This window comes from Paraburkholderia sediminicola (assembly GCF_046030555.1).
Lineage (GTDB): Bacteria > Pseudomonadota > Gammaproteobacteria > Burkholderiales > Burkholderiaceae > Paraburkholderia > Paraburkholderia sediminicola_E.
Genome location: NZ_JAQQCH010000006.1, coordinates 197,067 through 216,181, shown reverse-complemented (window position 1 = coordinate 216,181; position 19,115 = coordinate 197,067). Strand labels below are relative to the sequence as shown.

At 61.1% G+C, this 19,115-nt stretch carries 19 protein-coding genes and 1 pseudogene; 14 read left to right on the top strand and 6 right to left on the bottom strand.

Annotated elements, in window-relative coordinates:
- Positions 1-69 precede the first annotated feature (69 nt).
- The 4 genes from PQQ52_RS11880 to PQQ52_RS11865 all read right to left on the bottom strand — a co-directional run bounded on the left by PQQ52_RS11880 (position 70) and on the right by PQQ52_RS11865 (position 2,441).
- Entirely contained in the window at positions 70-1,089 is a 1,020-nt protein-coding gene (locus tag PQQ52_RS11880) for a class I fructose-bisphosphate aldolase (RefSeq protein WP_408210804.1), read from the bottom strand.
- A gap of 64 nt (positions 1,090-1,153) precedes the next feature.
- Complete coding sequence (locus tag PQQ52_RS11875; protein WP_408210802.1) at positions 1,154-1,474, bottom strand: thioredoxin family protein; 321 nt, start codon at positions 1,472-1,474, stop codon at positions 1,154-1,156.
- Between the two features lie 201 nt (positions 1,475-1,675).
- A complete protein-coding gene (locus PQQ52_RS11870) occupies positions 1,676-2,023 on the bottom strand; it encodes a hypothetical protein (RefSeq protein WP_408210800.1) in 348 nt (115 codons plus the stop codon).
- Positions 2,016-2,441: a MarR family winged helix-turn-helix transcriptional regulator gene (locus PQQ52_RS11865; protein ID WP_408210797.1), complete on the bottom strand. Its 426-nt coding sequence runs from the start codon at positions 2,439-2,441 to the stop codon at positions 2,016-2,018. Before PQQ52_RS11865 ends, PQQ52_RS11870 begins: the two co-directional genes overlap by 8 nt.
- Before the next feature lie 165 nt (positions 2,442-2,606).
- Here PQQ52_RS11865 and PQQ52_RS11860 point away from each other — a divergent pair, with 165 nt between their 5' ends.
- From PQQ52_RS11860 to PQQ52_RS11840, 5 genes are all read left to right on the top strand, one after another.
- Positions 2,607-2,987 (top strand): DUF2628 domain-containing protein, encoded by a 381-nt coding sequence (locus tag PQQ52_RS11860; RefSeq protein WP_408210795.1) that lies wholly within the window; start codon positions 2,607-2,609, stop codon positions 2,985-2,987.
- A 42-nt stretch (positions 2,988-3,029) separates the two neighbouring features.
- Positions 3,030-3,551 (top strand): hypothetical protein, encoded by a 522-nt coding sequence (locus tag PQQ52_RS11855; protein ID WP_408210793.1) that lies wholly within the window; start codon positions 3,030-3,032, stop codon positions 3,549-3,551.
- 172 nt (positions 3,552-3,723) lie between these two features.
- The gene (locus PQQ52_RS11850) at positions 3,724-5,046 is read left to right on the top strand and encodes a sugar efflux transporter (protein WP_408210791.1); all 1,323 of its coding nucleotides are present in this window, start codon (positions 3,724-3,726) and stop codon (positions 5,044-5,046) included.
- 473 nt (positions 5,047-5,519) lie between these two features.
- Positions 5,520-6,557, top strand: a complete 1,038-nt coding sequence (gene gnd, locus PQQ52_RS11845; RefSeq protein ID WP_408210789.1) for a phosphogluconate dehydrogenase (NAD(+)-dependent, decarboxylating) — start codon at positions 5,520-5,522, stop codon at positions 6,555-6,557.
- Between the two features lie 15 nt (positions 6,558-6,572).
- A complete protein-coding gene (locus PQQ52_RS11840) occupies positions 6,573-7,265 on the top strand; it encodes an HAD family hydrolase (protein WP_408210786.1) in 693 nt (230 codons plus the stop codon).
- Here PQQ52_RS11840 and PQQ52_RS11835 read toward each other — a convergent pair.
- A complete protein-coding gene (locus tag PQQ52_RS11835) occupies positions 7,262-7,798 on the bottom strand; it encodes an ankyrin repeat domain-containing protein (RefSeq protein WP_408210784.1) in 537 nt (178 codons plus the stop codon). The two genes, PQQ52_RS11840 and PQQ52_RS11835, sit on opposite strands and share 4 nt — an antisense overlap.
- A 96-nt stretch (positions 7,799-7,894) precedes the next feature.
- Complete coding sequence (locus PQQ52_RS11830; RefSeq protein ID WP_325047661.1) at positions 7,895-8,020, bottom strand: hypothetical protein; 126 nt, start codon at positions 8,018-8,020, stop codon at positions 7,895-7,897.
- A 307-nt stretch (positions 8,021-8,327) separates the two neighbouring features.
- On the opposite strand from PQQ52_RS11830, the gene PQQ52_RS11825 reads away from it, so the two are divergent.
- From PQQ52_RS11825 to PQQ52_RS11785, 9 genes and pseudogenes are all read left to right on the top strand, one after another.
- A complete protein-coding gene (locus PQQ52_RS11825) occupies positions 8,328-8,450 on the top strand; it encodes a hypothetical protein (RefSeq protein WP_408210783.1) in 123 nt (40 codons plus the stop codon).
- Between the two features lie 32 nt (positions 8,451-8,482).
- On the top strand, positions 8,483-8,689 hold the full coding sequence (locus PQQ52_RS11820) for a hypothetical protein (protein WP_408210780.1): 207 nt from the start codon (positions 8,483-8,485) through the stop codon (positions 8,687-8,689).
- Between the two features lie 388 nt (positions 8,690-9,077).
- Positions 9,078-11,471, top strand: a complete 2,394-nt coding sequence (locus tag PQQ52_RS11815) for a phosphoketolase family protein (RefSeq protein ID WP_408210778.1) — start codon at positions 9,078-9,080, stop codon at positions 11,469-11,471.
- Between the two features lie 12 nt (positions 11,472-11,483).
- On the top strand, positions 11,484-12,647 hold the full coding sequence (locus PQQ52_RS11810; protein ID WP_408210775.1) for an acetate/propionate family kinase: 1,164 nt from the start codon (positions 11,484-11,486) through the stop codon (positions 12,645-12,647).
- Between the two features lie 81 nt (positions 12,648-12,728).
- A pseudogene (locus tag PQQ52_RS11805) lies at positions 12,729-13,235 on the top strand (TnsA endonuclease N-terminal domain-containing protein); the annotation flags it as partial.
- 27 nt (positions 13,236-13,262) lie between these two features.
- Positions 13,263-13,577 (top strand): TnsA endonuclease C-terminal domain-containing protein, encoded by a 315-nt coding sequence (locus tag PQQ52_RS11800; RefSeq protein ID WP_408211040.1) that lies wholly within the window; start codon positions 13,263-13,265, stop codon positions 13,575-13,577.
- Position 13,578: 1 nt separating this feature from the next.
- Entirely contained in the window at positions 13,579-15,786 is a 2,208-nt protein-coding gene (locus PQQ52_RS11795; protein WP_408210772.1) for a TnsB C-terminal domain-containing protein, read from the top strand.
- Positions 15,783-17,273: an ATP-binding protein gene (locus PQQ52_RS11790; protein ID WP_408210770.1), complete on the top strand. Its 1,491-nt coding sequence runs from the start codon at positions 15,783-15,785 to the stop codon at positions 17,271-17,273. Before PQQ52_RS11795 ends, PQQ52_RS11790 begins: the two co-directional genes overlap by 4 nt.
- A complete protein-coding gene (locus PQQ52_RS11785) occupies positions 17,200-18,975 on the top strand; it encodes a TnsD family Tn7-like transposition protein (RefSeq protein WP_408210767.1) in 1,776 nt (591 codons plus the stop codon). The genes PQQ52_RS11790 and PQQ52_RS11785 overlap by 74 nt, the downstream gene beginning before the upstream one ends.
- Positions 18,976-19,115 lie beyond the last annotated feature (140 nt).

Sequence of the window (19,115 nt, the reverse complement as noted above, 5' to 3'; positions counted from 1 at the left end):
CGAAGCCTGTTCGGCAAGGCGCGCGCTTACCGGGGAGCTGCAGGACGCGCAAACCGCTTCTCGTCGCGGCTAGCTTTTTTCCTGTGAAGCGTCGTACTTGCCGAGTGCCGCCGCGCTGTTCAGACGGGCGCGCTTGAGCAACGCCTCCTGCGCGCCTTTCACGTTGCTCGCCTGTCCCTTCCATGCTTGCAGCGGCGGTTCCTGCAACGCGCGGCCATACGAGAAGCTCAGGTTCCACGGCAGCGGCCCGAGGCGATTCATCGCATCGAGGTTGGCCGTTGCCTCTTCCGGCGTTTGCCCGCCTGACAGGAACACGATCCCCGGCACCGCAGACGGCACCGTGCGCTTGAGTATTCGCACGGTGTGCGCGGCGATATCCGACGTAGACGACTGCTGCGCATGATCAGCGCCCGCCAGCACCATGCTGGGCTTCAGCAGAATATGTTCGAGCACCACACGATGCCGGTGCAGCGCGTTAAACACTTCGTGCAACACGGCCTCGGTCACTTCCGCGCAGCGTCCGATCGTGTGATCACCGTCCATCAGCACTTCCGGCTCGACGATCGGCACGATGCCCGCTTCCTGCGAGATCGCCGCGTAGCGTGCCAGCGAGTCGGCATTCGCTTCAATGGCGAGGCGGCTCGGCAAGCTCGCCGTGATGTTGTACACCGCGCGCCATTTGGCGAAGCGCGCGCCTTGCCGCTTGTAGTCGACGAACCGTTTGGCGAGGCCGTCGAGACCTTCGGTGATTTCGTCGCCAGGCGCGAGCGCGAGCGGAATCTTGCCGAGGTCCACCTTGATGCCGGGCACAACGCCGTTTTTGGCGGCAAGTTGCGGAAAAGGCGTGCCGTCGTCCGCTTTCTGCCCGAGTGTTTCTTCGTAAAGGATCACGCCGCTCACGAATTCACCGAGGCCCGGCGTGGTGAGCAGCAGGTTGCGATAGGCGCGGCGGTTTTCCTCGCTGGATTCGAGTCCGATCGTCTTGAAGCGTTTGGCGATGGTCGGACCGCTTTCGTCGGCGGCGAGAAGACCTTTGCCGGGTTGGACCATCGCTTTGACGGTGGCTTGCAGCTCGCTACGGGTGTCCATAAGGTGTGCTCCCTTTAATCCGGTTTGCGGATGAAATCGTGCAGGTGTGTGTGCGCCGCCCGGGTCAGAGCGAAGCGAAGGCCTCGGCTATGTCCGCAGCGTTAGTCGGGCGCACGATGCGGGCGACTTCGGCGCCATCGCGCATGAACACCAGTGTGGGCCAAAGTTTGACCTTGAAGGAGCGGCCAAGCGGGCGGCCCGGGCCGTCTTCGACTTTCAGATGCCTGATGCCGGCGTGAGGTTCAAAGGCTTTGGTAATCGACGCTTGCGCGCCCTGACAGAAGCCGCACCAGTCCGTGCCGAACTCTATGACCGTCGCGCCCGGCAGGGCGTCGATCTCGGCTCGAGAGGGGGCGTGGGCGGAATAGGGCTTTGGGGTTGCCATGGGTGCTCCGGTGCTTTTTTACCCGCGCCAGACAGTGATTTCCGCTTGCGCGGGGCTTTGTCGCGAGTGGAATAAGCAAAAGAGTATCAGCTATGGCCAGGATCGTCAGTGGCGGGCACAAGGATGCTTTCCCGCGCCGGTCGTGCCTTCCCTGACCCGCGGTCTTACCACCGCACGAGTCCGATACGCAATGCAAGTCAGTCATCGCGCGCATTGCTCGGCCGCCAACGCCAACACATCCTGCTTAGCCGGGTTCTGGAAAAAATCTTCGACGCTCACGTGCTGCTCATTCGCCAACGCTTGCAAGCAGCGCTCATTGTTGCTGCGCACGGCAGCCGGCGCGCAAGCAATCGCGATCCCCAGCAAGATGCAAAGCGATAACCCGAGCGCGGCGCCAAACATCCAGTTTGCCGAGATCCGCGTGCCGCCTGAAAATCGTGCCGCGCCGTTTCGGGCTGTCGCGTTGCGCTGACTCGCCAGATGGTCCATTTGATCTTCCCATATGATTAGCAAGACAACTATTTGATTAAAAAAAAGCGCCTTATCCAAGCGCTTTCCGCACGCCGTGCATTGAGGTAACGGCTGCCTCGAACAGCTCAGGCCCAATCCTGGCACGCAGATTCTTCGCAATTTGCGCACTGGCTTCATTGATAGGCCGCTCAAGCGCCTTGCCTGCCCGTGTGGCATGCACCCGCCATTCGCGACCGTCGGTTTCGCCCTGGCGGCGCTCCACCAGCCCCTTGTCGCTCAGGTTATCGATCAGGCGCGTCGCAGTGGGGCGGGCAATGCCCAGCAGATCCGCCACCTGGCTGCTCAGGCAACCGGGTGTGGCCAGCACGACGCGCAGCACGAACCCCTGCGGCGGCGTCAGCCCGAATTCGGCGTACACAACACCCCATTCGCGCTCGGCAAGCCGGGCCAATGCGGATGAATTAAAGTAAAGACAGTGATCAAACATAGGGGCCATTGGAACGCAATATGGTTAGCAAGGCAACTAAAATTTGGCGTGTTGCATTGGCACTGCCGCTGGTTGTGTCGTCGCGTAAATTTCACACAAACGCATGTTCTTGCAAGCGCGACATGTTAAACGTCATGATTCGCTCTAGCGGTGTCATCGTGTTCAGGAAAGGAAATGGCAGAAAGGATCTATCTTCAGTATCCCGGCAAGGACGAAACGGTCGCGGTCGCCACCGGTTTCAGTTGGGGCGCGTTGCTGTTGGGCTTTGTCTGGGCCATGTCGAAGAGAATGTGGTTTGCCACTTTCATCATGCTGGCGGTCAATACGCTGCTGTTTTTCTCGGGCTTGTGGGGTGAAACAATCGGCACGATCGGACTGGTGCTGTCCGTGCTGTTCGGCGTTGCCTGTGGTGTTTATGGCAACCAGTGGCACCGCTGGACGCTCGAAAAACGCGGGTATGTGGTCGTGCAACCGGCGGGCGAGGGCAGTCGGGCGGGAGCGAATAGTGCTGACCCTCAGGCCGCGCCTGCCCGTGCCCCTAAGCAGGTCCCCTGAAGCACGCCGCCGGGTTTTTCCCCGCCGTCATGGAGGCATTCGATGCCCATTGCAATCGCCATCAGCACGTCCGCCTTGCCTGTCGCGCCTGTCGCCACGCGCTTCCGTCGTGGGCTGCTTGGCGCGGCCCTCGTCTCGTCGCTCTGCATCGCACCGCTCGCCCATAGCGCCGATCCCGCCGCCGCGCCGGCGCCTGGCGCGCTGGTCGTGGCAGGCACGCAAGCGGCCATGCCTGCCGCAGCGTCGGCTGCCGCGCCCGACGACACCTTCCTGCTCACCATCTTCCTGCGCCACGACGAATCGAAGCCGTTGCCGAAAATCAACGACCAGTTGCGCGCGCAAGGATTTTTCAAGACCTTTCCTCCGCCGGGCATCGAAGTGGTGTCGTGGTACGTGATGATGGGTATCGGCCAGGTGGTCACGCTGCGCGTGCCGGCCAGCCGTCTGCGTGAAGTCAACCGGGCCATCGAGACGACGGCGTGGGGCGGCTATCGCACCGAGTTCTATCCGACCTACGATTACAAAGCTCAAGCGCAGCAAATGCGCACAACGGACGGCAAGTAGCGCCGTCCATGCCGTCAGTTTGTCCGCAACGGCACGCAACACAAATCTGGGATGCGGGACTGCGGGTTTACGCGCCTGCAAGCCAGGCCGATAATGCCCTGGTTGTTCCGGCCACGACATCCGCGGCGCGCATCGCGTCGCGGACTCGCTTTCCCTGACCCACCGCCACCCCGTGTTGAAAACCTCCCGTTTTTTCGACCTGCTGCACATCCCCGGCTTCAAGCCTCTGGCTGCCGCCACCCTCATGCTCGGCGTGGCGATGTCGTTCACCGCTCCGTATCTGTCGCTGTTCGGCGTCGAGCGCGCCGGCATGACGCCGCTCAAACTCGGCATGTTCATGACGCTGATCGCCGCCAGCGGGGTGCTCGCCAGCACCTTCGCGGGCCGTTGGAGCGATGCGAGCGGACGACACCGGCCGTTGTTGCTGGCGGCACTGGCGGCCGCCGCGCTCGGCTATCTCTGTTTATGCGTGGTGCGTGACTACCGGCTATTGCTGGCCGTCGGCATTGTCTTTATCGGCGCGGGCGGCTCGGCCATTTCGATGGTGTTCTCGTTCAGCCGCGCGGCGCTGCCAGTGCCCGATCCCGCGGAGCGCGCGTTCGCCAGCGCCACATTGCGGACGATCCTCTCGGCGGCGTGGGTGTTCGGTCCATCGGTGGGCGCGTTGGTGCTTGCCGGCGCCGGCTTCTATGGGCTCTTCCTGTTCGCCGCGGCAAGCTTCGCAGCCTGCGCGACCATCGTCTGGCGCATGCGGGAGCCGCAAGGTCATCTGGGCGATCACACGGTGGAAGACACGGCCTCGGAGCCGTCAGCCTCGATCACCGTACCGCCGCTGACCGCGCCCGGCGAAGAGGCGCACGAGGACCTGCCGGGCGTCGCCTCGCCGAACGACATCCGCCGTGCCGTGGCCGCGCTCACCTTGCTCGGTCTGGCCGCGAACGCCACCATGATCGTGCTGCCGCTTTACATCGTGCACGGTCTGAACGGCACGCATCTGGACGTGTCGGTCATGCTCGGCCTGGGCGCCCTGATGGAGATTCCGATGATGCTTGCGCTCGGCGCGAAGTCGTCGACGCTCCATAAGCCTAGCTGGCTGGCGGCCTGCGCGGCGGTGCACGCCGTGTATTTCGTCGCGATGTCGCTGGCGGGGACCGTCCATGTGCTGATTCCGATGCAGATGCTCAACGCATTCGTAGTCGCGGTGACCTCGTGCCTCGGCATGACCTACGTGCAGGATCTGATGCCGCAGTCACCGGGCCGCGCGACCGCGCTGTTCTTCAATGCGGCGCGGGTCGGCTCGATTCTCTCCGGTGTTTTGTCGGGTTTGCTGGTGCAGGCGTTCAGCTTTCGCGGCACGTTCCTGTTCTGCGGTTTGCTGGCGCTGTGTGCTTTGGTGCTGTTCGCCGTGCCGGGGTATCGCTATCCGCAGATGTGGCGCGCGGTACAGCGTTTTGCGCGCACGCAATATGGGAAGTTTCAGGCACGGCGGCGCTAAGGCTTGCCGTTCGCACGCGGCACGGCGCACGGGACACACGCCTCGCGCCATCCACATCAATTCGCATACAGCGCGCGAGACACGCCTCGCGCAGGCCACCAATTCCAATGCCAAGGGCGGCCGCCGCGAAAACATCCCGCCCGATCGCCCGACCAAAGTGTAAGAAGGCAGTTAGCCAAATCGAAGCCGGCGTCCTGATCACGGATCACACCGATGCACGTCGGGAACTTCAGGCTGCGCAAAACCTCTGCAAAGAAGCGTATCGTCGTTCGATGCAGATGGGAATGCCCGATTCACTGCACAGGCGATCCGGGGCTGCTACCGTATGTCCATCGGATCACGTCAACGCAACGCAACGCCAGCAACCAGCAGCTACAGTTAGGAAAGCCACTCGCCGCAATTCAGGCGCGCGGCATGGCCGCAGTAGGTCGAAACAGATCGGCAGCGCAACGAGACACTTTCCGGAGCGAGATATGCAGCTAGGCATGATTGGATTGGGACGCATGGGCGCGGACATGGTGCGACGCCTGACGAAGGGCGGTCAGCAATGTATCGCTTATGACGTGCAACCGGCAGCGGTGGACAAGCTGAAACAGGACGGCATAGCAGGCGCAGCCTCGCTGGAAGACCTGGTCGCGCAACTGCAAAAACCGCGAGCGGTGTGGCTGATGGTGCCTGCGGCGGTGGTCGACAAAACGCTTGAGAACCTGGTGCCCTTGCTGGAACCCGGCGACATCGTGATCGACGGCGGCAACTCCTACTACCACGACGACATTCGCCGTGGTGCCGATCTGGCCAAACGTCAGCTGCACTATGTGGATGTCGGCACGAGCGGCGGCGTCGCGGGACGTGAGCGCGGCTACTGTCTGATGATCGGCGGCGAGGCCGAGGTCGTGAAGCGGCTCGAACCGATTTTCTCGACGCTCGCGCCGGGCGCGGGCTCGGTGGCTGCCACGCCGGGCCGCACAGCCAGCGACAGCACGGCCGATCAGGGCTTCCTGCATTGCGGCCCGCAGGGTGCAGGGCACTTTGTGAAGATGGTCCACAACGGCATCGAATACGGAATGATGGCCGCGTACGCCGAAGGCCTGAACATTCTGCGCCACGCCGACGCCGGCAAACACGCGCGCGAAGCCGATGCCGAAACGTCGCCGCTGCGCCGTCCCGAGCTTTACCAATACGAATTGAATCTGGCCGAGGTCACTGAGGTATGGCGGCGCGGCAGCGTGATCGGTTCGTGGCTGCTGGACCTGATAGCAGGGTCGCTCGTCAGCGACGCCGATCTGCAAAGCTACGCCGGGCGCGTATCGGATTCAGGCGAAGGGCGCTGGACGGTGGCGGCAGCGATCGACGAAGGCGTGCCGACGCCGGTGCTGAGCGCGGCGCTGTTCGCGCGTTTCAGCTCGCGAGGCGACGCGGATTTTGCGAACCGGGTGTTGTCGGCCATGCGGCACGACTTCGGCGGTCACGTCGAGAAAGCGGCCACGCCGGCCGATGGGCACAAGAGCTAATTCATGGGAGCCGCAATGGGAGCCACCAACGCTACGCCTCACGACGTCGTGTTTCTATTCGATTGCGATAACACGTTGCTCGACAACGATCATGTGCTGGCGGATTTACGCGCGCACATGATGCGGCAGTTCGGCGAGCAGAACAGCACACGGTACTGGGAAATCTTCGAGGACTTGCGGGCAGAGCTGGGCTATGCCGATTACCTGGGCGCGTTGCAGCGCTATCGGCAGGAGCATCCGCGCGACACGGGCTTGTTGTTGATGTCGTCGTTTCTGATTGATTATCCGTTCGCGAACCGGCTTTATCCTGGGGCACTGGATGCGATCCGGCATGTGTCGCAGCGAGGACCGGCGGTGATTTTGTCGGACGGAGATGTGGTGTTCCAGCCAAGGAAGATTTCCCGCTCGGGCTTATGGGACGAAGTCGACGGGCGGGTTCTCATTTACATCCATAAGGAGCAGATGCTCGATCAGGTCATGGAGTGTTATCCGGCGCGGCACTACGTGATGGTGGATGACAAATTGCGGATTTTGACAGCCATGAAGAAGAGTTGGGGGAAAAGGCTGACAACGGTTTTTCCCCGCCAGGGGCATTACGCTTTTGATCCCAAGGAGATTGCAAGTAATCCGCCAGCGGATGTGACGGTTGAGAGGATCGGGGAGCTGGCCGAGATCGATCTGGATGGCTTAATGAGCGGTGGCGCTTAAGAACCCGCCTTCTTCAATTGCGCGGGCGTATCCGCCGCCCCCATCTTGTTGGCGGCATCCAGCGGAGTAAAACCGCTCGCATCTCGCGCTTGCGGATTCGCCCCGTGTCGGATCAGCAGGTCGACGATGTCCGTGCGGTTGAACATCGCCGCGATCATCAACGCGGTGCGGCCATCGGGCGACGCGCCTTCGACATCCGCGCCATGCGCGAGCAAGGTTTCAATGACCGCGTTGAAACCCTTGAAAGCGGCGCCCGCAATGGGTGTCTGTCCGTTATCGTTACGCAGATCCGGATCAGCCCCATGCTCGAGCAGCGCACGTACCGCATCTGTGTGACCGTGATAGCTTGCCAGCATGACGAGACTGTCGCCTTTGTCGTTGCGTAAATTCGGCGGCACGCCTTTTTCGATGACCGCGGCAAGCATGGCGGCATCGCCGCGTCGTGCGAGATCGAAAACCTGATGTGCCAGTTCGACCAAGGCCGGATCGATCTCCGGTTTGGAGGGCGGGAGAGGTTCAGCGTGGTCCGTCAATGCAATCTCCTTGCAATAATCCTGGCCGCCAGGGCGGTTCGGGGAAGATCGATCAGGATACACATTTTGCACCGCTAACGCCCGCCCGGCGGCGGCCTACAGTTTGCCGAGCACCGTTACCAGCAACCCGAACACGCCCACCAGAACGGCGACACCGGCGCACAACAGCACGAGCGAGAGAACAAGAATCAGGGGCGCTTTGAGGCGGCTGGGTGTCGACATGGTGGCCGTTCAGATGATGGGCGAGCAGGGCAGGACGCGCCAGATGCGGTCCGCCGTCGCGCATTTAGCATGGCGAGCTTAGCCGCATTGACTTAATGCTCGCTTAAAGTCTAGCGCAAGACCGGCAGCCTCTGGCCCGCCGACTGTCCAACAGCGTACAGACATATCGTCCAAAAGAGAGCATGATCCTTGCTTGTCGCGCGGCGAGAACAGGTTTATTCAACGTCCGCCATGCGCGCAATCGATTACCCACCTTCACGTCGCAGGCGATAAAACGCTGTGCGGCCGGCGGGCTAAAGGAAAAATCATGACATCCGCAATCTGGGGCATCGTGGCAGGTATGGTGCTGTTGTTCGGCTCTTCGATGTACCTGCGTCAGCTTCGCCTCATACGCCGCCCGGATCGCCGCTGGACAGGCAAGAAACGTTGATTCGTCCTACATCCCCAAAAAAAGGAGGCCCTATGTCACCCGTACCGACCCAAAAACGCTCGCCGTCGCCATTGCGACCGGCCGATTCGCCGGGCGCCGTGCGCGACCGCCGCGCTGAACTTGGCCGCGCCGATGAAGCGCGCGCCGAGCAGCGTGAACAGGATGACGCGCGCAACGACCCCAATGCCAGCAAATGGCGCTACCGTCCGCCACAACGCGAGGAGAAAGAGCAGGAGTAAAGCTTTCAACTGAATACCAGCGAATGAACAGACGAACGGGCGCTAGCCAACGTTCGGGCCGGCAATCGGATCGGCCACTACATTGTCCACGCACTATCCACGGTTCCCACGCGTACACGAAAGCGACGCACGCACGTCGCAAGATCAAGGTTCGGACGATCGCGTCGAACCATGACGTATGCTTCCTGTCACACCCCTGACGCTTCCTGGCTCGATTACTGGCTCGATTCCCTAAAGCTTCGAGCAACGGGCCATTGCCGGAACGCTTGCGTTATGTCATGCGCATGACAGGACGGCCGGCATTGCTGGTTTCTTCACCGGCCGCGTCACGAACAATCGCTGCAGCACCCGCTAACCTGCCTGACAGTCCTTTTCAAGGAGTGACGCCATGGCCGAAGCAACCTCCCGTCCGACCCCGCCGAACACCTTAGAACCCGAAGCCTTGCGCAAGATGGACCGCTACTGGCGTGCCTGCAACTATCTTTCGGCCGGCATGATCTACCTGCGCGACAATCCGCTGTTGCGCGAAGCGCTCAAACCCGAACACATCAAGAACCGCCTGCTGGGCCATTGGGGCTCGGACCCAGGGCAGAGTTTCCTGCTGGTGCATCTGAACCGGCTGATCAAGAAGCTCGATCTGGACGTGATCTATATCGCAGGCCCAGGCCATGGCGCGCCTGCCACGCTGGCTCATTGCTACCTCGAAGGCCACTACTCGGAAATCTATCCTGACCGCAGCGAAGACGAAGCCGGCATGCGGCGCTTCTTCCGGCAGTTCTCGTTTCCCGGCGGCATCGGCTCGCATTGCACGCCCGAAACACCGGGCTCGATTCACGAAGGCGGCGAACTCGGTTATAGCCTGTCGCACGGCTACGGCGCGGCGTTCGACAACCCCGATCTGATCGTCGCGGTAATGATCGGCGACGGCGAGGCGGAAACCGGCCCGCTCGCCACTTCATGGCACTCGAACAAATTCCTCAACCCGATTCGTGATGGCGCCGTGCTACCGGTTCTGCATCTGAACGGCTACAAGATCGCCAATCCGACGATCCTCGCGCGGATTCCCCGTGAGGAACTCGAAGCCTTGCTGACCGGCTACGGCCACAAACCGTATTTCGTCGAGGGCGACGACCCGGACACCATGCATCAACAGATGGCCGCAACGCTTGAACAATGCATCGGCGAAATCCGCGCGATCCAGCAGCATGCGCGCGAGACCAATGACGCAACGCGGCCGCGCTGGCCGATGATCGTGCTGCGTTCGCCGAAAGGCTGGACTGGCCCGAAAGAAGTCGACGGTCATCAAGTGGAAGGCTCATGGCGTGCGCACCAGGTGCCGGTGCTCGATCCGGTCACCAATAGCAAGAGCCTGAAGCTCGTCGAGAACTGGCTGCGCAGTTATGAACCGCAGTCGCTATTCGACGAAGCGGGGCGTCTGGTCGAAGAACTGCGCGAACTGGCGCCCGTTGGCACGCGTCGCATCAGCGCGAATCCGCATGCGAATGGCGGCTTGTTGTGCAAAACGCTCGACATGCCGGCGTTTCGCGACTACGCGGTGGAAGTGAAGAAACCAGGCGGCTCGTACACGTCGCCCACTGAAGTGCTCGGCACGTTTCTGCGCGATGTGATGCGCAACAACATGACGAACTTCCGTGTGTTCGGCCCCGACGAAACCGCCAGCAACAAGCTGACGGCCATCTACGAGGCTTCCGAGAAAACCTGGCTGGCCGAAACGATGGCAAGCGACGCCGACGGCGGCGAACTCGCCGTGGACGGCCGCGTGATGGAGATGCTGAGCGAGCACACGCTCGAAGGCTGGTTCGAAGGTTACGTGCTCACCGGCCGACATGGGCTGTTCGCCACCTATGAAGCCTTCGTCCACGTGATTGATTCGATGTTCAACCAGCACGCCAAGTGGCTGGAGAAAGCGAAACGCGATCTCGGCTGGCGGCAACCCGTGCCATCGATCAATCTGCTGATCACGTCGCTGGTATGGCGCCAGGATCACAACGGCTTCACGCACCAGGACCCTGGCTTTCTCGATGTCGTGACCAACAAGAGCCCGGACGTGGTGCGCATTTACCTGCCGCCGGACGCGAATTGTTTGCTGAGCGTCGCCGATCATTGCTTGCGTTCGCGTGACTACGTCAACGTGATCGTGGCCGACAAGCAGCCGCATCTGCAGTACCTCGACATGGAATCGGCCGTTACGCATTGCACCAAGGGCATCGGCATCTGGGATTGGGCGTCGACGGATCAAGGGGTTGAGCCGGACGTGGTGATGGCGTGCGCGGGCGACATCGCGACGATGGAAGCACTCGCCGCCGTGCAGATTCTGAAGAAGCATTTTCCCGAGTTGAAGATCCGCTTTGTCAACGTGGTCGATCTGTTCCGTCTGATGCCTGAGCATGCGCATCCCCACGGCCTGTCCAGCCGCGATTTCGATTCGCTGTTCACCACCAGCAAACCGGTGATTTTCAACTTCCATTCTTACGCGTCGCTGGTGCACAAGCTGACCTATAACCGCACTAATCACGATAACCTGCATGTGCACGGCTACCACGAGAAAGGCAACATCAATACGCCGCTCGAACTGGCGATCATCAACCAGGTCGACCGCTTCTCGCTGGCGATCGACGTGATCGACCGCGTGCCGGCGCTGCGCGGTGTCGGCGATCATACGAAGGAATGGCTGCGCGGGCAGGTCATCGAGCATCTTGCTTATGCGCATGCTGAAGGCATCGATAAGGAAGAGATCCGCAACTGGACGTGGAAGGGTTGAGCGAGGCTTGATATGGCGACGCGTAAGGAGACTGACGAGCCGACAATTCTGGTGCTGAACAGCGGGTCGTCGTCGCTGAAGTTCGGGCTGTTTGTGCGCGCCGGCGGTGACGAAGCATTGCTGCTGGAAGGCAGCGCCGAGGGTATTGGACGGGACGACGGCAGCTTGCGCATCAAGTCGCCCGACGGCCGCGTGCTGGTGCAGGAGGAGCATGTGATGCAGTCGCAGACCGACGCATTGCAGAAGCTCTCGCGCGTGTTGGCGGAACAGAAACGTGAGCGGCCCACGGCAGTGGGACATCGCGTGGTGCATGGCGGCCCGCATTTGCGCACGCATCAACGATTGACACCTGAAGTCCGGCAGCGCTTGCAGGATGCCGTGCACTTTGCGCCTTTGCATATTCCACCGGCGCTGGCGCTGATCGACGAGGCGACGAAGATTTTCAGCGATGCGCAGCATTTCGCCTGCTTCGATACTGCGTTTCACGCGACGCTGCCACCGCGTGCGGCGCAGCTTGCGTTACCGCGCCGCTACGTGGATGCGGGCGTGATTCGCTATGGCTTTCACGGGCTGTCGTATGAATCGCTGGTAGCGAAGCTCGGGACCGGTCTGCCGCCGCGTGCGGTATTTGCGCATCTGGGTAACGGTTCGAGTTTATGTGCATTGCAGGACGGCAAATCCGTTGATACATCGATGGGATTAACGCCGACCGGCGGCGTGCCGATGGGCACACGCAGCGGCGATCTCGATCCGGGCGTGCTGTTGTATCTGATGCGCGTGGAGAAGCTCGATGCTGACGCACTGGAGACGCTGTTGAATCGCCAGAGCGGCCTGGCCGGCTATGCCGATGGCGAAAGCGATATGCAGGCGCTGGAAAAGCGCGCGGCGGCGGGTGACGCGAATGCGTCGCTGGCGCTGGATGCGTTTGCTACTGCTGTGCGCAAAACGATTGGTGCGTATGCGGCTTTGCTCGGCGGGATCGATTTACTGGTGTTCACGGGCGGGATCGGCGAACACAGTGAGGAAATTCGCAGACGTGTGTGCGATGGGCTTGCGTTTCTGGGGCTATCCGAGGGTGACCCGTCGGGCAAGGTGAGGGCGATTCACACCGAGGAGGAAAAGCAGATTGCACGGCATTGCCGGAGATTGTTGCAGACTGGTGTGAACGAACAATAGAGTTCGACACAAAACAATAGAGTTTGACACAAGCAGTTGCTCCGGCCGCTATACTGCGCGGTTTGATTTGGCCAGACGCACATGCGGGCACGACGTTTCAAGACTCAGAACGACATTGACAGGTACGTGGCGCAGGGCTATGGACAGGGTGTCGGCGCAGACTACAAGCCGTGGCTTCGGATACAGGATGTGCCGTCGCGTGGCCGGTCTCGCAAGGTGAACGGCCTCAGGACAGGACGCGTCCATCACGTTCTCTCTGATCTTGAATACGCATATCTGACGATACTGGAATTCTCAGAGCGCGTGATCGACATCCGCGAGCAGTTTCCGCTATTTCCGAGCGCGCCAATTCAGGACATAGCTCGCCAGCTTGGCATTCGCTATCCGCTTTATGCCGGCACGACCGTGCCCTATGTCATGACGACCGATTTCGTCGTCACAGTCAAAGCAGATGACGGCTCGGTCCGTGAATTCGCCTGAACGCTCAAATACGCCGATGCCCTGTCGAGTGGCAGCGGGCTCCAGCGGACCCTGGAGAAACTGGAGCTCGAGCGCGCCTACTGGCAGCAGCGCGACGTTCACTGGCAGATCGTCACCGACGAAAACGTAAATCCCGTGGTTGCAAAGAATCTCGTCTGGTTGCGCGGCGGCGAGCAGATTGAGCGAGGGCTGCAGAGCGGCGATTTGCACACCCGGTTTCTCGATGGTATCGACGAGGCTGGAACTCACGACCGGACGTTGTCGTCGCTTTTGCGCACGGTCTGCTATCGGTTGCGTCTGCCCTATCCGGACGCTGTCAAGATTTTCAAGTACCTTGTCTGGCACAAGGTGGTTCAGGTGGACCTCTCTATCCCCATGTTGTTGACATCGCAGGCACCGAAGATACGGATCGTGTCGTTAGATTCAGCGACTGCAAAGCGGGCGGCCTGACGTGGCCGACGCAATTGCACTGATCAATACGGTGATCGAGGCGCTGTCCGATCAGTTGCCGTTCGCAGGGATGGCACGCATCCTCTGGGTCGACGAGCGTGCTGCGCTGACCACCTTGATCACGATAGCGCAAACGCCACGCCAACCTTGGGTTGCGGCGAACGAAGACGTCCAGACCTGGCTCCTGCGGGGTGACGCCCGTCGTAGCCAGCTACGGTTGCCGACCTACATGCTTCAAGTTGAAGAGGATATCCCGGAGGCGGAGAGGGCTCTGCGCGATCGTAATTGGGAGCGCATTGCAGAGCTGATCAATACAGAGGCTCCGGGCAGAATATTCGAACCGCGCGCGATGGGCGCGCTTGTCGCGTTGCATGCAAAAGCTACAGGAGCGCAACGCAAGACTCTGTACCGGCTGCTGTACCGATATTGGACGTTCGGGCAGATTCGCAACGCATTGCTGCCAGACTACGAGAATGCGGGCGCTCCTGGTAAGCCTCGCATGTTTTCGGCCGGAAAGCGTCCGGGACGCCCTCCGAAGCGAGCAGCGAACAGCGGTGAGCGGCGCGGAAAGATACTTGGCGACGACGACAAGAGCTTCATCAAGATCGGCTATTCGCTGTACCGGAAAAACGAAGTGGCTTCGATGATGGATGCCTACCACCGAACCCTGCGGCGATTCTACGTCCAAGAACATGTCGCCCCCGGCGCGTCGACCGATGATCTGACACTCAAGCCGCTCGATCAACTGCCGAGCTTGCGGCAATTCAGTTACTGGGGTCGTAAGGCGTTCGACCACCTGACGGTACTACGTTCCCGCGTGGGAGAACGACGCTGGCAGAAAGACCATCGGGGGCTAACGGGGAGAGCCAGTGATGGCGTGTACGGCCCCTGTCACCGCTTCGAAATCGATTCAACGATTGCCGATATTTATCTGGTGAGCCGTTATAACCGCAACTGGGTCATCGGTCGTCCGGTCGTCTACGTCGTCGTGGATGTATTTTCGACGATGATCGCGGGGATCTTTGTCGGCCTGGAAGGTCCGAGCTGGAACGGCGCACGTCACGCGTTGTTTAACGCATTCACCGACAAGGTCGCGTTCTGTCGCGCGTACGGCATCGATATTGAATCGTCGTCGTGGCCTTCTCACCATCTTCCTCATGAGCTGATGGCCGATCGTGCCGAAATGCTGGGGCAGGCGGCCGAAGGCATTGTGTCGGGGCTGGGTATAGACATCGCGATCGCCCCGCCGTTCCGGCCGGACTGGAAGGCAATCGTCGAGAGCCGGTTTCGCCTGTTGAACAAGACCTCGCAGATCCACTGGATTCCAGGCGCGGTCAGAGAGCGGATTGCCGAACGAGGCCAACGGGACTACCGGCTCGACGCCACCCTCGATCTGGCTGAGTTCACCAACATCATGATCAGTAGCGTGCTGCACTATAACCACCATAGCCGTCGACCAGACCGGCTCACCGCGGACATGATTCGCGACGAAACCGAACCCTCGCCGATCAACCTTTGGCGCTGGGGCATGGAAAATGGGCTGGGCACGCCCAATGCGCAGCCCGATGACCTGGTGTATCTACACCTGCTGCCGCGTAACACCGCGTCGATCCAGCGAGGCGGGATCTGCTTCAAGGGGATGTATTACACGTGCGCGTACGCGGTGCAGCAAAACTGGTTTGCGAGCGCGCGAAAGGACGGACGTCGTTCGATGACCGTCTGGTACGATCCGAACGACACGGCGCATGTTTGGCTACAGGACCATCAACGCAATTTCGTGCGCTGCGACCTGCTCGCGTCGGAGGAACGCCTGGCGCAGCGCCGGCTGGAAGAGGTTCTCGACATGCTTGAGATGGTCAAGACGCCGACAGCCGATCATACGTACGCGACGCTCAACGACAAGATCCGCCTCGATGCACATATTGAGGCCGTTGTTGGGCATGCACAGCTTGAGCGGCAGGCGGGGCAACCGTCAATACCCGTTCCTGCGAGTCATCAGGTCGCCGACATCAAGGCGCATCGCGCTTTCGAAAAGGCGGCCGAGCAACGGCGCGCTGTCGCAAGCTCTCCTGTAGCTGATTCGCGAGCGGCGGATGCTACCAATCCGGACCCGGTGTCATCGAGCGTGGTGGAAGCTTATGCTGGCGAGCGCGGCGGCGAAGTGTTAAGTCTGCTGGGGAAATTGCGCAGTAAAGGGAGCAAGCCATGACGCTAGGCGGAAAGCTTGTGGCTGCCGAGTACGGCGAATCTCCAATTGCGCAGTATAAGGGCAACCCGCTCATCGAAGCGTTGCCGCCGATCCGCGCGGAGGCTGACGCAGCGGCGGCGCTTGCGCTGTTTCCCGACGAGCCTGGCGTCGAGATCAGGTTGTCGAAGGAAGTTCGCCTGCACTGTATCGATCGGCTGCTACAACTGATCCAGCCGTTGCCGATTCACTTGGAGCTCGAGTCGGCGTTGTCTTCGTTAATGCGCGGTGGTTATGTCGGCCGCAATCCTCTGGCGCAGTCGACGTGGCGTCACGTGTATTCGCTGGCTGTCGGCGGAACCGCAGACAGCGGTTTCCGGTCGACAGCCTCCACGTTGAGCGTTGTGGGCCTGAGCGGGATCGGCAAGTCGACGGCGCTTGAGTCCATCTTGCGGCTCTATCCGCAGGCTATCCGGCACCGGAAATTCCGCGGGCAGGAACTGGTTCAGGTGCAGATTCCCTGGTTGAAGATCGAGTGCCCGTTCGACGGGTCGCTCACCGGGTTATGCCACTCGTTCTTCCGGGCGTTGGATCGCGCGATCGGGGAGGAACGGTACGCCAGGCGCTATCGTTCGGTCCGGGGCATCGTGCAACTAGTCCACCAGATCGAGCAGATCGCCAGTACCCATTTCGTCGGCGTGTTGATCATCGATGAATTGCAGCATTTACGTGTCGCGAAAGCGGGAGGCAAGGACAATATGCTCAACTTCTTTGTGAACCTGATCAACAGCATTGGCATTCCGGTGGTGTTCGTGGGCACCAATTCGATGATCGGCCTGTTCGGCGACGTGATGCGCAATGCGCGCCGTGCCACGGGACTGGGACTGAGTGATTTCAGGCAACCGAAGGCCGACGATCCGGCCTGGGCCCTGCTGGTCGATGCAGCATGGCAATACCAATGGGTGCGTCATGTGGAGCCGTTGACGACCGAACTTCGCACCGTGCTTTACGATCTGACGCAGGGCGTGACGGACTTCCTGATCAAGTTGCTGGTGCTCGCGCAGCGGCATGCGATTCATACGGGCACAGAACGATTGACGGCCAGATTACTGCGTACCGTCGCCGACACCCGGATGCAATTGCTCAAGCCTGCGCTCGGCGCGTTGCGCAGTGGCGACGTGCAGCGCATGGCGCAATTCGAGGATCTGCTTCCACCAGACAGTCAGATTGCGGCGATGATGGGAGCCGCTAACGGGGATGCCCACGTTTCGTCGAGACTGGAAATGCTTCAGGGCATGCGGCGAAGTCCTGTCGAGACGGTTGAAGCACCGACCCAGGGCGCGGTGGACGAGACCGGATCTGCGCCGGTAATCGCAGCAAAAACCGGGAGTACAACGCGTTCAGAGTCGCGGCGGTTTGCCGAACACGAGGCGCCGATTGCTGCTCTTCGTGATGCTGGCTGGATATCGGGCGATGCGCTCGAATTCTCGACTGCATACGCTGCCTCCTGAATACGCCATGTCGAATCTGCCGTTTTTTGTTCCGTCTCTGCCCGACGAGACGATCCAGTCACGGGTTGCCAGGCATCACGTGCTGTCGGGCAACCGGCTCGAAACCGATACCTTTTTAGACCTGTTCGACAGTGCGCCATTTGCACTTGAGCAGATTGTGCCGCCAGGCCTGGCGCGGCTCGCTGATCGTCTGGCCGATGACCCAGACGCGGCGATGCAAGGGCTACTGGAACGCAACACCCTGTTGCCGCTCTTCGCACCGTTTCTGGGTGGTGAATCGCGGTCGGGGCTAACAGGTGTTGAGGCGATGATGGGTCGTTTGCCCCGGCGTGTGGTGGGGCTGCATGGTGAGGCCCAGTTGTGCACTGTCTGTGTGGCAGAGGACGTCCGGGCGCACGGAATGGCGCACTGGCGCCGCGCGCACCACATACCAGGCGTCAGTGTGTGCTGGAGGCATGGCACACCGCTGCTGTCGAGCTGTCCGTGTTGTCACCGTCCTTTCCAGTTTGCCAACCGGCTGCTGCGTCTGCCATGGCGAGCCTGCCGCTGTGGCTGGCAGGCGTCTGGGGCGGACGCGACCAGCGTCGCAGTGACCTCGACCATGCTCCACTACGCGCGATTTGCATCCGATCTGCTGAACCGGCCGTTGGGCCGCCTGGAATCACCACGCTTGCGCGCGGCCTACCTGTATCGCATTCGAGAACTGGGTTTCACATGGGGGGCCAACGTACAGATGAAGGCGTTCGAGAATCACCTGATAGAAGAACTGGGTGATACTTTTCTCGCGGCAGTAGATCCAGCGTTTGCTGCGAAGAGAATGAGTTTCTGGATACGCTTTACTCCACGCGGCAGTTCGGAGTGCGATATGCCGGTTACCCGGCATTTATTGCTGGCAATGCACCTGTTTGGGACGCGAGACCAGTTCGAAAGGAGCCTGCAGCGTATCCCTGCGGACGAGCCTTTGATCCCGACAACGAGATCGATGGTCGGCGGGGCTGACCAACCAGACGAGGCTGTACCGGCAAGCCCCCGCGCCGCACACCGCCGCCGGATACGAGACGAGATCGTGAGGAACCCGAAAACGACGATCGAGGATCTGTGGCGCAAGGCGTATCGCATCACGTCATGGCTTTACGACCACGATCGGAGTTGGTTGCTGGCGACGCTCTCATTGCCCTACGCGGCAACTCCTCCCGGCACGTCGACTGCCATCAAGGTGTCGACTGAGGACGAACGTTTTGCGGCACACGTCGATGCGACAGCTGCCGCGTTGCTCAGCCAGGATGGCAAACCGCAACAGGTGACGAAAGAACGCCTGCTCGCGGCATTGCCCCTTCGCGTGGCCGACACGCCCGCGTATCGTGAGCGCTTCCCGGGTACGCTTGCGCGGGTGACGGAGAACAGAGAACCAACATGGCATTTCCGGGCGCGTCGGGTCTGGTGGGCGTATGGGGTACTGGGCGCGCGGGGCGATCCACTTTTGGCGAGGGAGGCGTCGGTCCTGTCAGGAGTCGGGTATAACGCCGTGCGCGCCATTGTTGAGCACTGTAGCTGGGCGTCGTTGCTGTCATGCACTGCACAGTTCGATGTGTTGCAAAGGCTTGCCGAGTCGGGCATTACGCAGAAATGGGATGGTCCACCGGCGTGGCGGGGTCGAGCGATTGGTGGCCGTGCCTATCAGCGCGAGATATCGGAGCTATAGATGGGCGCGCTCACGGCTTCGGTGAACATGCTCCGCGCTAAACGGGCTGCATAGATCTCGTCGCTCGTTTCCCATCGCAGCCGTGTATTGAACGACCGTGTCAGAGGAATCGGCCTCTACCTAGATTGGTGCCGAGAGTC

Coding starts and splice junctions, on each gene's coding strand:
- PQQ52_RS11880 (WP_408210804.1), bottom strand. CDS start 1,089: ATGGACACCCGTAGCGAGCTGCAAGCCACCGTCAAAGCGATGGTCCAA.
- PQQ52_RS11875 (WP_408210802.1), bottom strand. CDS start 1,474: ATGGCAACCCCAAAGCCCTATTCCGCCCACGCCCCCTCTCGAGCCGAG.
- PQQ52_RS11865 (WP_408210797.1), bottom strand. CDS start 2,441: ATGGCCCCTATGTTTGATCACTGTCTTTACTTTAATTCATCCGCATTG.
- PQQ52_RS11860 (WP_408210795.1), top strand. CDS start 2,607: ATGGCAGAAAGGATCTATCTTCAGTATCCCGGCAAGGACGAAACGGTC.
- PQQ52_RS11855 (WP_408210793.1), top strand. CDS start 3,030: ATGCCCATTGCAATCGCCATCAGCACGTCCGCCTTGCCTGTCGCGCCT.
- gnd (WP_408210789.1), top strand. CDS start 5,520: ATGCAGCTAGGCATGATTGGATTGGGACGCATGGGCGCGGACATGGTG.
- PQQ52_RS11840 (WP_408210786.1), top strand. CDS start 6,573: ATGGGAGCCACCAACGCTACGCCTCACGACGTCGTGTTTCTATTCGAT.
- PQQ52_RS11830 (WP_325047661.1), bottom strand. CDS start 8,020: ATGTCGACACCCAGCCGCCTCAAAGCGCCCCTGATTCTTGTTCTCTCG.
- PQQ52_RS11825 (WP_408210783.1), top strand. CDS start 8,328: ATGACATCCGCAATCTGGGGCATCGTGGCAGGTATGGTGCTGTTGTTC.
- PQQ52_RS11820 (WP_408210780.1), top strand. CDS start 8,483: ATGTCACCCGTACCGACCCAAAAACGCTCGCCGTCGCCATTGCGACCG.
- PQQ52_RS11815 (WP_408210778.1), top strand. CDS start 9,078: ATGGCCGAAGCAACCTCCCGTCCGACCCCGCCGAACACCTTAGAACCC.
- PQQ52_RS11810 (WP_408210775.1), top strand. CDS start 11,484: ATGGCGACGCGTAAGGAGACTGACGAGCCGACAATTCTGGTGCTGAAC.
- PQQ52_RS11790 (WP_408210770.1), top strand. CDS start 15,783: ATGACGCTAGGCGGAAAGCTTGTGGCTGCCGAGTACGGCGAATCTCCA.